A 14,925-nucleotide genomic window follows, 5' to 3' on the forward strand; every position below is an offset into this window, starting at 1 on the left:
ATCCATGGCATCGCAGGAGATGTGGCAGAGCCCGATCGCGCCCGGGCTATCGTGGTATCAGGCAACTGTCGGGGAGCGGCCGACCTATGCCGCGCTCGACGGTTCGATAACATCGGACGTCGCCATCATCGGCGGCGGCTATACCGGCCTGCAGGCCGCCTACCATCTTGCCAAATCGGGCGTTTCGGTGGTCCTGATCGAGGCCTGCCGCTTCGGTGACGGGGCATCCGGGCGTAATGGCGGTCAGCTCGGCACCGGCCAGCGCTGGTGGCCGGAAGAACTCGAAGAGACGATCGGCTACGAACGCTCGAAGGCGCTGTTTAATCTTGCCGAGGCGGCCAAGCGCCATCTCCTCGATTTCGCCCGCGAACATCAGATCGAGATCGACTATGTGCCCGGCCAGCTCAACGTCGCACATAAGGCGAGCTACAAACGCGCCTATTACGAAAATGCCGAGATTGCCGCACTGCGTTACGACTATCCGCATATCAGCTTCATGGACGAGAAGGAAACCCAGGAGCGGCTTGGCTCGAAGCGGTTCCATTGCGGCGTGCGCGATGTCGGCACCGGCCATATCCATCCGCTGAAGCTGCTGGTGGGGTTGGCGCGGGTCGCCGCCAATGCCGGTGCCGCGGTTTTCGAGATGACCAGGGCAACGGCGATCCGCCAGGGCGGCGGCAAGGTGACGATCGAAACCGAAAGGGGGACGATCACCGCCGAGCGCGCGCTGATCGCCTGCGACGCCTATATCGACGGCCTCGAACCGGTGACCGCAAGCCATATCATGCCGATCCGCTCCTTCATCGGCGCCACGGCCCCGCTCGACGGGCATCCCAGCGTGCTGCCGGGCGGCGAGGCGGTGGCCGATTCGCGCTTCGTCGTGCGCTACTTCCGCAAATTCGGCGACGGCCGTCTGCTCTTCGGCGGGCGCGAAGCCTATACGGCGGACAATCCGCGGGACATTTCGCAGCATATTCGCCGGCAGATCGCCGAGATCTATCCTGACCTGAAAAACATCGACATCACCCATGCCTGGGGCGGCAGCGTCGGCATCACCATGCCGCGCCAGCCCTTCGTGCGCGAGGTCATGCCCGGGGTCATCTCGATCGGCGGTTATTCCGGCCATGGCGTCATGCTGTCAAACTACTGTGGCAAGCTCTATGCGGAAACGGTGCTTGGGAAATCCGGCGATCTCGACCTGTTCACATCGCTCGATATTCCCGCCTTTCCCGGCGGAGCCCGCATGCGCGCGCCGTTGCTTTTCCTCGCCTTGTCGTGGTTTGCGCTTCGCGACAAGTTTTAGTCCGATTGCGGATTTCCTCTTCCGGAAATTCGCTCTAAAACCGGTGCCTGACAGATTCATTGCACTGCACACTGGCTTTTTTAAATCGATTAGATTAAAAGGGCCGCCAACCAGCCTGATTGAGAGACAAGCTCATGAGCAGCCAGATCATTCCCGTTGAGCCCTTTGATTACGTCGTCTTCGGCGGCAGCGGCGACCTTGCCGAACGCAAATTGTTGCCCGCCCTCTATCATCGCCAAATCGAAGGCCAATTTACCGAACCGACCCGCGTGATCGGCGCCTCGCGCAGCCCATTGACGCACGAGGAATACCGCAAATTCGCCAGGGACGCGCTGAAGGAGCACCTGAAGAAGGGAGAATATGACGAGACGGAGGTCGAGAAATTCTGCGCCCGCCTCTACTACGTCTCGGTCGACGCCCGCACCGATGCCGGCTGGGATCAGCTGAAGAAGCTGCTCGACGAAGGCAAGGAACGCGTGCGCGCCTTCTATCTGGCGGTCGCGCCCGGCATCTTCGGCGACATTTCGCAGAAGATCCACGACCACAAGCTGATCACCAAGTCGACCCGCATCGTCGTCGAGAAGCCGATCGGCCGCGACCTCGCCTCGGCACTGCAGCTCAACGACACGATCGGCCGCGCCTTCAAGGAAGAGCAGATCTTCCGTATCGACCACTATCTCGGCAAGGAGACGGTGCAGAACCTGATGGCGCTGCGCTTCGCCAACGCGCTTTATGAGCCGCTGTGGAACGCCAACTACATCGACCACGTGCAGATCACCGTGGCTGAATCGGTCGGCCTCGAAGGCCGCGCCGGCTATTACGATACGGCCGGCGCGCTGCGCGACATGGTGCAGAACCACATTCTGCAGCTGCTCTGCCTGACGGCGATGGAAGTGCCCTCGTCGATGGATTCGGAAGCCGTTCGCGACGAGAAGCTGAAGGTGCTGCGAGCGCTGAAGCCGCTCAATGCCTCGAATGTCGAGCAGGCGACGGTGCGCGGCCAGTACCGCGCCGGCGCATCGGGCAGCGGCCCGGTCAAGGGCTACCTTGAAGAACTCGAAGGCGGCGTTTCGAACACCGAAACCTTCGTCGCCATCAAGGCCGAGATCAACAACTGGCGCTGGGCCGGCGTTCCCTTTTACATCAGAACCGGCAAGCGCCTGACCGGACGCATGTCCGAGATCGTCATCACTTTCAAGCCGATCCCGCATGCGATCTTCGACCAGGCGGCCGGGCGCATCGTCGCCAACCAGCTGATCATCCGCCTGCAGCCGGACGAGGGCGTCAAGCAGTCGCTGATGATCAAGGATCCGGGTCCGGGCGGCATGCGCCTGCGTAACGTGTCGCTCGACATGAGCTTCGCCCAGGCCTTCAACGTCCGCAATCCCGACGCCTACGAGCGTCTGCTGATGGATGTGGTCCGCTCCAACCAGACATTGTTCATGCGCCGCGACGAAGTCGAAGCCGCATGGAGATGGGTCGATCCGATCCTCAAGGGTTGGGAAACGACCGGCCAGCAGGTGCAGGGCTATACGGCCGGCACTTGGGGTCCGAGCCAGGCCATCGCGCTGATCGAGCGCGACGGCCGCACCTGGCACGACGAGATCTAGGACGACATCGATGGCATCGACCCTGCATTCCTTCGCCAGCGCCGCGGACCTTGCCGGCAGCCTCGCCGACAAGGTCGCGAGCACGCTTTCGGCGGCGATTGCCGCCCGTGGAACGGCGTCCATCGCCGTTTCCGGCGGTTCCACCCCGAAGGCCTTCTTTCAGGCGCTGTCGACGCGCGACATCGCCTGGGACAAGGTGACGATCACCCTCGTCGACGAACGTTTCGTGCCGGCCGACAATCCGCGCTCGAACCATCTGCTGGTCGATGCCAATCTCCTGCAGAACAAGGCAAAGGCGGCACGCTTCCTGCCGCTCTATCAGGATACAGCCTCCGTGGAGGAGGCAGCCTCGCTCGCAACCGAGAAGACCAGGGCGATCAGCTCACCCTTCGACATCGTCATCCTCGGCATGGGCGGCGACGGCCACACGGCCTCGTTCTTTCCCGGCGGCAGCAATCTTGCCAAGGCGCTCGATCCATCGACGCCGCGCGGCATCATCACCATGGAAGCGGAAGGAGCCGGCGAGCCGCGCCTGACCTTCACCTTCTCCAGTCTTGAGGATGCCGCACTCCTGGTTCTCCATATTGAGGGCGAAGGCAAAAAAGACGTTCTCGCCAAGGCGGAAGGCAGCGGTGACGAAGCAGAAATGCCGATCCGCGCCGTTCTGCGCCGGGCCACTTCCCCGGTCGAGATCTACTGGGCTCCCTGATCGGCCGTCAATCGGGACCGAGATTCAGGCCAGAGCCGCCGAAACAGATAGAGACAACGAACAAGGCAGGGATATTCCATGTCCGCTCACGCACGCATTTCCGCGATCACCGATCGCATTGTCGAACGCTCGAAGCCAAGCCGCGAGCGCTACCTGGAACGCCTGCGCGCCGCCGCTTCCAAGGGTGTCGCCCGCTCCGTGCTCGGCTGCGCCAACCTTGCCCACGGCTTTGCGGTCTGTTCCCCCGCCGAGAAAGATGCGCTCGCCGGCGACCGCATCGCCAATCTCGGCATCATCACCGCCTATAACGACATGCTCTCGGCCCACCAGCCGTTCGAGACCTATCCGGCGATCATCCGCGAGGCGGCCGCCGAGGCGGGCGGCGTGGCGCAAGTGGCCGGCGGCGTGCCGGCGATGTGCGACGGCGTCACCCAGGGACAGCCGGGCATGGAGCTCTCGCTTTTCTCGCGCGACCTGATCGCCATGTCGGCGGGCGTCGGCCTGTCGCACAACATGTTCGATGCCGCCCTCTTCCTCGGCGTCTGCGACAAGATCGTGCCAGGCCTCGTCATCGCGGCCCTGTCCTTCGGGCACCTGCCGTCGATCTTCGTTCCGGCCGGTCCGATGACGACAGGCCTGCCGAACGACGAAAAGTCGCGCGTGCGCCAGCTCTTCGCCGAGGGCAAAGTCGGACGCGCCGAGCTGCTCGAGGCGGAATCGAAATCCTATCACGGCCCCGGCACCTGCACCTTCTACGGCACCGCCAATTCCAACCAGATGCTGATGGAGATCATGGGCTTCCACATGCCCGGCTCCTCCTTCATCAATCCCGGCACGCCGCTGCGCGAAGCGCTGACGCGCGAAGCCGCCAAGCGGGCGCTGGCGATCACCGCGCTCGGCAACGAATTCACCCCGGCGGGCGAGATGATCGACGAACGCTCGATCGTCAACGGCGTCGTCGGCCTGCATGCGACGGGCGGTTCGACCAACCACACGCTGCACCTCGTCGCCATGGCGCGGGCGGCCGGCATCCATCTCACCTGGCAGGACATCGCCGAGCTTTCGGAAATCGTGCCGCTGCTTGCCCGCGTCTACCCGAACGGGCTTGCCGACGTGAACCATTTCCAGGCGGCCGGCGGCATGGGTTTCCTCATCAAGGAACTCCTGAAGCACGGGCTGGTGCATGACGACGTGCGCACCGTCTTCGGCCAGGGTCTCGCAGCCTATACGGTCGATGCACGTCTCGGCGAAAACGGCGCCGTCCTGCGCGAGCCGTCGCCTGACAAGAGCGTCGATCCCAAGGTTCTCTCCAGCATCGAAACGCCGTTCCAGGCGAATGGCGGGCTGAAGATGCTGCGCGGCAATCTCGGCAAGGCGGTCATCAAGATATCGGCCGTCAAGCCGGAGCGTCACATCATCGAGGCGCCGGCGATCATCTTCCACAGCCAGCAGGAGCTGCAGGACGCCTTCAAGGAAGGCAAGCTCAACCGCGATTTCATCGCCGTCGTGCGCTTCCAGGGCCCGAAGGCGAACGGCATGCCGGAACTGCACAAGCTGACGCCACCGCTCGGCGTGCTGCAGGACCGCGGCTTCCGCGTGGCGCTCCTGACCGACGGGCGCATGTCCGGCGCATCCGGCAAGGTGCCGGCAGCAATCCACGTCACCCCGGAAGCGGTCGACGGCGGCCCGATCGCCCGCATCCGCGAAGGCGACATCATTCGCCTGGACGCGATCAAGGGCACGCTGGAACTGCTCGTCGATGCGGCTGATTTGGCCGAGCGCGAGCCGGTGACCGTCGATCTCTCCGACAATGAATTCGGCATGGGCCGCGAGCTCTTCGCGCCGTTCCGCCGCGCCGTCGGCGCTTCGGACCAGGGCGCGAGCGTGCTCTTCCACCACTGAGCGTGGCCGACCACAGACGACAAAACCCGCGGAGCGCACGAAGCACCCCGCGGGTTTTCTGTATCAGTCCCTGCGCTACCCGTCAGGCGCGAATATCGAGAACGTAGTCGCGGTGCGCCGGATGGGTGCTGTAGACGAAGATCTTATTCAGCTCCTTCTGCGTCAGCAGGCGCAGGAAGCGGACCTCGATCGTATTGTTGGCATTGACCTTCATCAGCAGGCAACCGACCTTGGTGATGCGGGCATCCGGAATATCCAGATAGAACTGCTTCGGCAGGTTGAACTGGGTCAGGATCGCGAGTGTCGCGCTGCTCATCGAGATCCGGATAATGTCGCAGCGACGCGAAGCCGCATGCATGACGCCCTTTTCCGTATATTCGATGCGCGCGGCATTCATGGTGTCCTCCATCTTGAACCGCGCCTCGCGGTCGTACATGAAGGATTCTTCCTTGCTCAGGAAATGAGATTTTGGCTGTGACGGATTGGAAGCGGCCACGTGCTTATCCCCCTCATAAATTAACGAGGAAAAGGTAGCAGCCGATCTTTAACAGAAAGTGAGAATTTGGCCCGTCCCGTACAATTCTTGGGATGACTACCCCAAAAATGGCCGCCTCATTTCCGGTAGGTATGACCGGTTGCGTCAAAGAGATGCAACTTCTGCCTGTCGGCGGCAAACCGCATCCGCTGGCCCTTCTTCACATCGTAAATGCCGGGCAACTTGACAACGATCGGTTCGCCCGGGACCAGGCCTTCGATATAGAGCAACGTCACTTCGCCGAGCGCTTCGACGATCGACACCTCGCCTTCGAAAAGGTAGTCGGCGCCGTCGGCGATCCTCAGATCCTCCGGACGAACGCCGAAGCTTGCCTGCTTGCCTGCTTCCGACGCGTCGGTCGCCACATCGAGCGTCACCGACATGCCGCCGGTCAGCGTCACCGTCGTCTGGCTTCCGGTTCCAGCCACCGTCGCCGGGATGATGTTCATCGCCGGCGAGCCGATGAATTTCGCGACGAAGAGGTTGGCCGGGCGCTCATAGAGCTCCAGCGGCGCACCGACCTGTTCGATATTGCCGGCGGAGAGTACGACGATGCGATCGGCAAGCGTCATCGCCTCGACCTGGTCGTGGGTCACGTAGATCATCGTCGTATCGGCCATCTGTTCGTTCAGGCGGGCGATCTCGATGCGGGTGGCGACACGCAGCGCGGCATCGAGATTGGACAGCGGCTCGTCGAACAGGAAGACCTTCGGATCGCGGCAGATGGCGCGGCCGATCGCCACGCGCTGGCGCTGGCCGCCGGAAAGCGCCTTCGGCAGGCGATCGAGATATTTGGTCAGCTGCAGGCTCTCGGCCGCCGCCCGGACACGGCGGTCGATTTCCTGCTTGCTTTCGCCGGCGATCTTCATGCCGAAAGCCATGTTGTCGAAGACGGTCATGTGCGGATAGAGCGCATAAGACTGGAACACCATGGCGATGCCGCGCTTGGAGGGCGGCACGTCATTGACGAGATGGCCGTCGATATACATCTCGCCGCCGGTGATCGCCTCAAGGCCGGCGATCATGCGCAGAAGCGTGGATTTGCCGCAGCCGGACGGACCGACGAAGACGATGAATTCGCCCTGTTTGATATCGAGGTCGATCCCGTGGAGAACGTCCACGGAACCGTAGGATTTGCGAATATCCTTCAGCGTCAGTCCAGTCATTTTTCTCTCCCCTATGTTCGGTTCCTTAGGCCAGACGGGCGAAATACGCCCCCCAGGCCGGAATATCGATCTTGTCGCCATAGTTGTTGCTGGTAAAGCCATGGCCCGTCAATGCCTGCCATTCTCCCGCCGGCAGAGTGACGGCGGCCTCGGCCGGGCTCATGTTGAAGATGCAGAGCAGCTTCTCATTGCCGTATTCGCGCGTAAAGACCAGGGCATCGCCCTGCTGCTCCTCGAATTCGATCTCGCCCTTGGCAAAAGCCGGGTGCAGCTTGCGGAAGGCGATGAAGCGGCGATAGTGCTCCAGCACCGAAGCCTCGTCGCCCTGCTGGACGCTGACGGCGCGCAGGATATGCTCGACCGGCACCGGCAGCCAAGGCTTGACGCTGGAGAAGCCGCCCTGGGCGACCTGGCTGTCCCAGACCATCGGCGTGCGGCAGCCGTCGCGGCCCTTGAATTCCGGCCAGAACTGGATGCCATAGGGGTCCTGCAGATCCTGGTAGGCAAGATCGGCCTCGGTCAGGGCCAGTTCCTCGCCCTGATAGAGGCAGACGGAACCGCGCAGCGTCATCAGCAGCGAGGCATAAAGCTTGGCGAAGGCGTCGTGATCGGCGACCAGCCCGCCCCAACGGCTGACATGGCGCATGACGTCGTGATTGGAGAAGGCCCAGCAGGCCCAGCCATCTGGCGCGGCAGCTTCGAAATCCTCCATCACCTCCTCGACGCGCTCCGGCGTCAGGGGATCGGGCGCCAAGAACTCGAAGGCGTAGCACATATGCATCTTGTCGTTGCCGGAAGTGTATTCGCCGACGATCTCGAGGCCGCGCTGGCTGTCGCCGACTTCGCCAACGGCGGCAATTGCCGGGAATTCCTCGAGAACGGCGCGGAAGCGCTTCAGGAAGGCAAGGTTCTCCGGGCGGTTCTTGTCGTAGATATGCTCCTGGAAATTATAGGGATTGACCGCCGGCGCCGTCGAAGCGTTGCGGCGCTCGGGAGCGAGCGCGGGATTGTCGCGCAGTTGCGTGTCGTGGAAATAGAAATTGATGGTATCGAGGCGGAAGCCGTCGACGCCACGATTGAGCCAGAAGCGCACGACATCGAGCAGACGGTCCTGCACTTCCGGGTTATGCAGGTTCATGTCCGGCTGCGAGGTCAGGAAATTGTGCAGGTAATATTGCATGCGGGTCGGATCCCACGCCCATGCCGAGCCGCCGAAGATCGACAGCCAGTTGTTCGGCGGCGTACCGTCCGCCTTGGCGTCGGCCCAGACATACCAGTCGGCCTTGGCATTGGTCTTGCTGGAGCGGCTCTGGACGAACCAGGGATGCTGATCCGAGCTGTGGGAGATGACGAGGTCGATCATCACGCGGATGCCGAGGCGGTGGGCCTCAGCGATCATCGTGTCGAAATCCACGAGCGTCCCGAAGATCGAATCGACATTCTCGTAGTCGGAAACGTCATAACCGAAATCGCGCATCGGCGAGGTGAAGAAGGGCGAGATCCAGATCGCATCGACGCCTAGGCTTGCCACATGCGGCAAGCGGGCGGTGATGCCCTTCAGGTCGCCGATGCCGTCACCGTTCGAATCCTGGTAGGAGCGCGGGTAGATCTGGTAGATCACCGCCCCACGCCACCAGTCCTTGTCGGGTGTCGAGATCGATTGGGAAGCCACGTTCATGGAATATCCTGTTTGAAGTCACGTTCGGGAATGGTCAGCCTCCCTTGACCGAGCCAGCCAGCAGACCGCGCACCAGGTAGCGCTGCAGCCCGAAGAAGACGAGCAGCGGCACGATGATGGTGACGAAGGCCGACGCCGTCAAAATCTCCCAATTGCCGCCGCGCGAGCCGAGCAGCGCGTTCAGGCTGCCGGTGAGCACGAGGTGGTCCTTGTCGGTGCCGAGGAAGACCATGGCGACGAGCAGGTCGTTCCACACCCACAGGAACTGGAAGATGGCGAAGGAGGCGAGTGCCGGGAAGGACAGAGGCAATACGATGCGGACGAAGATCTCGAAGTCGCTGGCGCCGTCGACGCGGGCGGATTCGATGATCTCCTTCGGCAGGCCGGCGATATAGGCCCGCAGGAGATAGATGGCGAGCGGCATGCCGAAGGCGGTGTGGGCCAGCCAGATGCCGGGATAGGTCTTCGACGGCTGGCCGAGCATGCCGCCGATCTCGTTGTAGAGGCGCAGCAGCGGGATCAGCGACATCTGCAGCGGCACGACGATGAGGCCGACGACGAGCGCAATCAGCAGGCCGCGGCCGGGAAACTCCATCCAGCTCAGGGCGTAGGCGGCGAAAGCGGCAATCAGGATCGGGATGATCGTCGCCGGGATCGTCACGGTCAGCGAGTTGATGAAGGACTGGCCGATGCCCTCGCCTGTTAGAACCGTGTTGTAGTTCTGCATGGTGAATTCCGGCGGCGCCGAGACGGATGCATAAATGCGCCGCGGGCGTTGGTCGGGCGAAAAGGCGGCGTTCTTCACATAGCGGTAGCTGCCGTCGCTGTTGATCTGCAGGGTTTCGCCGTCGCCGAGATCGGCGGTCTCGCCGGCCTTGTAGGCGGCGGGTTGCTGCACCCGGTTGCCGAAGGCCTTCACCGAGCGGCCGGTCTGGCCTTCCAGCACATTGCCTGCAATGACGTAGGCCGCACCTTCCTGCTGCTGCTGGTCCGGCGTGCCCAAGCGGACGGCGACGGTCTGCGTCGAGCCGACGAAGGCCGTCCACCAACCGGAGACGACGATCTGGTCCTTGTCGCGCAGCGCGCTGACGAAGATGCCGAGCGTCGGGATCAGCCAGATGATGACGATCAGCAGAACGGCGGCGTGAACGAAGAGACGGGCGGGGCCGATCTTGAAGTAGCTTCCGGCAGCGGTCATCTCAGTGCCCCTTCAGTTCGCGATTGGCGCGGCGCACGTTCCACACCATGATCGGCGTGACGGCGAGCATGATGATGATGGCGATAACCGCACTTCGGCCGGAATCGCCGCCGCCGCGGAACATCCAGTCGAACATCAGGTTCGCCAGCACCATCGTCTGCCACTGGCCGTTGGTCATGGTCAGCACGATGTCGAAGACCTTGAGGACGAGGATGGTGATCGTCGTCCAGACGACGGCGATCGAGCCCCAGACCTGCGGCACCATGATGCGCCAGAAGATCTGCCAGCCATTGGCGCCGTCGATGACGGCGGCCTCGATCGTCTCCTCGGGGATGCCGCGCAGAGCGGCCGACAGGATGACCATGGCGAAACCGGTCTGGATCCAGATCAGGATGACCATCAGGAAGAAGTTGTTCCAGAAGGGAATGGAGATCCACACCTCGGGCGTGCCGCCGAAAGTCTGGACGATGGCGTTCAGCAGGCCGATCTGAACGTCGTTGCCGCCGCGATATTCATAGATGAATTTCCAGATGACCGAGGCGCCGACGAAGGAGATCGCCATCGGCATGAAGACGATGCTTTTCGCGATATTGCCCCACCAGATGCGATCGGTCATCACCGCGATGACGAGGCCGAAGAAGGTGCAGGCGGCCGGCACGACGGCGAGCCAGAGGATGTTGTTGAAGATCGACTGGCGGAATTCGCGGTCGCCGATCGCCCATTTGTAATTGGCGAGGCCGACGAACTGCAGACCGGCACGGTCGTAAAAGGAGAGGATGAAGGTCGCAACGACGGGATAGACGAGATAGACGATGAGCAGGAAGAGCGCCGGGCCGATGAACAACCACGGCCGGATCAGCGCGCGGCGGTTGAGATTGCGCGATGCGGCGCGGATGTCGCCATCCTTCACCGGCAGAGCGAGATCCAGAATCTTGTTCGAAAAATAGAAATAGGCCGAGCACGCGAAAACGGCGACGACCACGACGCCCAAAGCGGACACTATCTGCGACAGCATTTCGTCCCTCCCCTGCTTCCCCTGATCTTATCCCAACCGGTTTTTATGCTGACGGGTCAACGCCGGTCATGGTCAATCTCTTTGTATTGCCCAATCACAATATATCCTGCGATGGCCGGGCTCTTTTCGAGCCCGGCCAGTCATGCAAGCCATGCCGCCGGCAAGCCGGCGGCATAATTTGAAGATTACTTGATGCCGTCCCAGGCGCTCTGGATTTCGCCAGCGGCCTCTTCGGCGGACTTGCCGCCGACGAAATCGACCATGCCCGTCCAGAAGGCGCCGGCGCCGATCTTGCCCGGCATCAGGTCGGAACCGTCGAAGCGGAAGGTGGTGGCCGAGGTCAGGATTTCGCCTTCCTTCTTCATCTGGGGGTTGGCATAAGCCTCGGTGCTGACGCCCTTATACGGCGTCAGGAAGCTCGACTGCGCCATCCAGACCTCATGCGCGATCGGGGTCTTCAGGAAGTCGATGAAGGCGCGGGCCGTCTTCGAGTCCTTGGCGATCGAGACGAGCGTGCCGGCGCCGAGAACCGGCTTGCCAAGCTCGGGATGCGACGCATAGGTCGGCATGTAGAAGAAGTCGGCATCCTGGCCCAGCTTCGTGCCCTCAGGGAAGAAGGACGGGATGAACGAGGCCTGATGGTGCATGTAGCACTTCGGCGGGACGGCGAAGAGGCCCTTCGGGCTGTCGCGGAAATCGGTCGAGGCCACCGCGGCGACGCCGCCATCGACGTATTTCTCGTTCTTGGCGAACTTGCCGAATTCGTCGATCGCAGCAACGACGGCCGGATCGGTGAACTTCAGCTCGTTGGTCGTCCACTTGTCGTAGGCTTCGGGCGGCTGCATGCGCAGCATCAGGTCTTCGACCCAGTCGGTCGCCGGCCAGCCGGTGGCGCCGCCGGAACCGAGACCGATGCACCAGGGAACGCCGCCATCCTTGACGATCTGGTCGGTCAGGGCATGCAGCTCTTCCATAGTCGTCGGGATCTTGTAGCCGGCTTCCTCGAAATTCTCCGGAACATACCAGACGAGCGATTTCACGTCGGCCTTATAAGGGAAGGCGTAGAAGGCTTCCTTGCCGTCCTTGCCCTTGTAGGTGCCGTAACCGACCCAGCTGTCGCCGGCGCCGTAATTGTCCTTGATCCACTTGGAGTTGTCATCGCCGAGCGGTGTCAGGAAGCCCTTGCTGGCGAGATCGGCCAGGAGGCCAGGCTGCGGCAGAACGGCAATGTTCGGCGGCGAGCCTGCCTGCGTATCGATGACGATCTGCTGTTCGTAATTTTCGGAAGAGGAGTATTTGACATCGATGCCGGTGGCTTCGGTGAAATAGGCAAGAACGCTCTGGAAGAACGCCTCGTCCTCGCCGCGCCACGGCCCGAAGATCGTCAGCGGCTGCCCCTTCAGATCGGCATGAGCGGCCTTGAATTCGTCATAGCTCTTCCAGTTGAACTTGGAATCCTGCCCCGGCGCAAATTTCAGATCGGCTGCAGACGCAGTACCGGCAAAAAGCGCTGCCACGGCAACGCCCATCAAAAATGACTTTTTCATGTGATCAACCTCCCATCACAATCCCAACTGCGCCGAACTCCCTTAAATGGAAATTTCAAAGCGCTTTGACACCCAACTCATTTCACTTTCGGTGGAATGGAGTCAAGTCATTTCGCGAAAACCCGCCGTGAACACGCGGGATATCGCAGCGCAGCGACGCCTCTCGGGAAATATGGAGCGATTTTTCTTGAGTCAAGCGCGCCAAATGCTACATATTTGAAAGCGCTTTGAATGTCGCTGGGAGGCGGCAGGCCTTTTCAAGACGGCCGCAGGGCGGGCCCGGAGGAAGCATAACAGGTGAATCTCAAACAGCTATCGGAATTGCTGGGGCTGTCGCAGACGACGGTGAGCCGAGCGCTCAATGGTTATCCCGAGGTCAACGAGGCGACCCGGGAGCGCGTGCTCCAGGCTGTCAAGGAAACCGGATACCGGCCGAACAAGGCGGCGCAGCGGCTTGCGACCGGCAAGGCAGGCTCGATCGGCCTCGTCATGCCGACGGCGCCCGGCCACCAGTCCGACGTGCATTTCGGCGAATTCCTGGCCGGGCTCGGCGAAGAGGCCGTGCGCCACGATTTCCACTTCGTCATCATGCCGGCCGATCCGGATGACGAGGTGGGCGCGCTCCGGCGCCTGGCGATCAGCGGCAATGTCGATGCAATGTTCGTCGCCTATATGCGCGGGCACGACCCGCGGCTTGCCATGCTGAAATCGCTCTCCATGCCCTATGTCGTGCACGGCCGCTCCTTCGGTTCCGAGCCCGACTATCCCTATCTCGATATCGACAATGAAGCGGCCTTCTACGATGCGACGCGGCTGTTGCTGCAGCTCGGCCATACGCGCTTTGCGCTGATGAACGGACCGATGCATCTCGATTTCGCCATCCGCAGGAAGAACGGCGTCATATCAGCCCTTGCCGAACGCGGACTCGTGCTCGACGAGGGCAGCATGAGCCATACGCTGATGACGGACGAACAAGGCCTGCTGGCGATGGAACATTTCCTGCAATTGCCGGAGCGCCCGACGGCAATCCTCTGCTCCAGCACGGTGCTGGCGCTCGGCGCGATCCGCGCGGTCAACCAGGCGGGATTGCGGCTCGGGGAGGATATCTCGCTGATCGCCCATGACGACGTGCTGCCGCTGCTGAAACCGGAAAACTTCTCGGTGCCGCTGACGACGACACGCTCTTCGTTGCGGGCGGCGGGCGTCCGTATCGCCCAGCGGCTGATCGGCACGGTAAAGCAAGCCGGCCCCTTCCCCGACCAGGAGCTCTGGAAGACCGAACTGATCGTCAGGGCCTCGACCGGCCCTGTTCCCCAGGTTTAGAGCATCCCGAACTTCAAAACTGCGGCGGCGTCTGTCCCGCGGTACGATGAGCGGCGATGACGGTGTTGGCCATCAGCATGGCGATGGTCATCGGCCCGACACCGCCGGGAACCGGGGTGATGGTGCTGGCGACCGCCGAGACTTCCTGGAAGGCGACGTCGCCGACCAGCCGGGTCTTGCCCTCACCTCTTTCGGGTGCCGGAATACGGTTGATCCCGACGTCGATGACCGTCGCACCTGGCTTTACCCAATCGGCCCTGACCATTTCCGGCCGGCCGACGGCGGCGACCAGGATATCGGCATTGCGGCAGACCTCGGAAAGGTTCTTCGTTCTGGAATGTGCGATCGTCACCGTCGCATTGGCGTTGAGCAGCAATTGCGCCATCGGCTTGCCGAACAGGTTGGAGCGGCCGATGACGACGGCGTTGAGGCCGGAGAGATCCTCGCCATGGGTGCGGCGGACGAAGACCATGGCACCGGCCGGCGTGCAGGAGACCAGGCCGGTCTTCAGGTCGCCGGTGGCGAGCTTGCCGGCATTGACGACGCTCAAGCCGTCGACATCCTTTTCGGGCAGGATCGACTGGATGATCGGCTCGCTGTCGAGCGGCTTCGGCAGCGGCAGCTGCACCAGGATGCCGTGGATCGAGGGATCGGCATTGAGGGTGGCGACGAGGGCTGCCAGCTCCTCCTGCCTGGTTTCGGCCGGCAGCGTGTGCTGGACGGACTTGAAGCCGCATTCCTTGGCCATGCGGCTCTTGGAGCTGACATAGGCGTGGCTTGCCGGATCGTCGCCGACGATGACGACCGCAAGGCCGGTGGTGACGCCGCTGCTCTTTTCCAGCGCTGCCGTCGCACTCTTGACCGTCTGAATTACCGATGCAGCTACGTTCTTGCCGTCGATTACTGTCGTCACACGTCTCTCCGCCCTGTTTCGCGTCA

General features: G+C 62.4%; 12 protein-coding genes. 5 read left to right on the forward strand and 7 right to left on the reverse strand.

The genetic code is table 11. The features are described 5' to 3' along the window. Positions 1-4 precede the first annotated feature (4 nt). From ACMUVN_RS28170 to edd, 4 genes are all read left to right on the forward strand, one after another. The gene (locus ACMUVN_RS28170; protein WP_029868015.1) at positions 5-1,303 is read left to right on the forward strand and encodes an NAD(P)/FAD-dependent oxidoreductase; all 1,299 of its coding nucleotides are present in this window, start codon (positions 5-7) and stop codon (positions 1,301-1,303) included. A 134-nt stretch (positions 1,304-1,437) separates the two neighbouring features. Then, complete coding sequence (zwf, locus tag ACMUVN_RS28175) at positions 1,438-2,913, forward strand: glucose-6-phosphate dehydrogenase (protein ID WP_414815777.1); 1,476 nt, start codon at positions 1,438-1,440, stop codon at positions 2,911-2,913. Between the two features lie 10 nt (positions 2,914-2,923). Continuing rightward, entirely contained in the window at positions 2,924-3,622 is a 699-nt protein-coding gene (gene pgl / locus ACMUVN_RS28180) for a 6-phosphogluconolactonase (protein WP_414815778.1), read from the forward strand. 78 nt (positions 3,623-3,700) lie between these two features. Further along, positions 3,701-5,524 carry a phosphogluconate dehydratase gene (edd, locus tag ACMUVN_RS28185; protein ID WP_047615236.1) on the forward strand — a complete coding sequence of 608 codons (1,824 nt, stop codon included), beginning with the start codon at positions 3,701-3,703 and terminating at the stop codon, positions 5,522-5,524. Positions 5,525-5,606: 82 nt separating this feature from the next. Here edd and ACMUVN_RS28190 read toward each other — a convergent pair whose 3' ends face one another. The 6 genes from ACMUVN_RS28190 to ACMUVN_RS28215 form a co-directional block, all read right to left on the reverse strand. After that, positions 5,607-5,960, reverse strand: coding sequence for a hypothetical protein (locus tag ACMUVN_RS28190; protein WP_049813631.1), 354 nt, complete (start codon positions 5,958-5,960; stop codon positions 5,607-5,609). Between the two features lie 176 nt (positions 5,961-6,136). Further along, a complete protein-coding gene (locus ACMUVN_RS28195; RefSeq protein ID WP_029868020.1) occupies positions 6,137-7,225 on the reverse strand; it encodes an ABC transporter ATP-binding protein in 1,089 nt (362 codons plus the stop codon). Between the two features lie 25 nt (positions 7,226-7,250). Then, the gene (locus tag ACMUVN_RS28200; protein ID WP_414815779.1) at positions 7,251-8,903 is read right to left on the reverse strand and encodes an alpha-glucosidase; all 1,653 of its coding nucleotides are present in this window, start codon (positions 8,901-8,903) and stop codon (positions 7,251-7,253) included. Positions 8,904-8,937: 34 nt separating this feature from the next. After that, positions 8,938-10,101, reverse strand: coding sequence for a carbohydrate ABC transporter permease (locus ACMUVN_RS28205; RefSeq protein ID WP_029868022.1), 1,164 nt, complete (start codon positions 10,099-10,101; stop codon positions 8,938-8,940). Between the two features lies 1 nt (position 10,102). Continuing rightward, entirely contained in the window at positions 10,103-11,116 is a 1,014-nt protein-coding gene (locus tag ACMUVN_RS28210; protein WP_029868023.1) for a carbohydrate ABC transporter permease, read from the reverse strand. Positions 11,117-11,301: 185 nt separating this feature from the next. Next, positions 11,302-12,663, reverse strand: coding sequence for an ABC transporter substrate-binding protein (locus ACMUVN_RS28215; RefSeq protein WP_063476340.1), 1,362 nt, complete (start codon positions 12,661-12,663; stop codon positions 11,302-11,304). A gap of 297 nt (positions 12,664-12,960) precedes the next feature. On the opposite strand from ACMUVN_RS28215, the gene ACMUVN_RS28220 reads away from it, so the two are divergent. Next, complete coding sequence (locus tag ACMUVN_RS28220; RefSeq protein ID WP_063476339.1) at positions 12,961-13,986, forward strand: LacI family DNA-binding transcriptional regulator; 1,026 nt, start codon at positions 12,961-12,963, stop codon at positions 13,984-13,986. Between the two features lie 13 nt (positions 13,987-13,999). On the opposite strand, the gene folD is transcribed toward ACMUVN_RS28220, so the two are convergent. Then, a complete protein-coding gene (gene folD, locus ACMUVN_RS28225; protein WP_029868027.1) occupies positions 14,000-14,899 on the reverse strand; it encodes a bifunctional methylenetetrahydrofolate dehydrogenase/methenyltetrahydrofolate cyclohydrolase FolD in 900 nt (299 codons plus the stop codon). Positions 14,900-14,925: the final 26 nt, after the last annotated feature.

The sequence above is a fragment of the Rhizobium sp. IY2 genome (assembly GCF_047532935.1).
GTDB classification, from domain to species: domain Bacteria; phylum Pseudomonadota; class Alphaproteobacteria; order Rhizobiales; family Rhizobiaceae; genus Rhizobium; species Rhizobium anhuiense.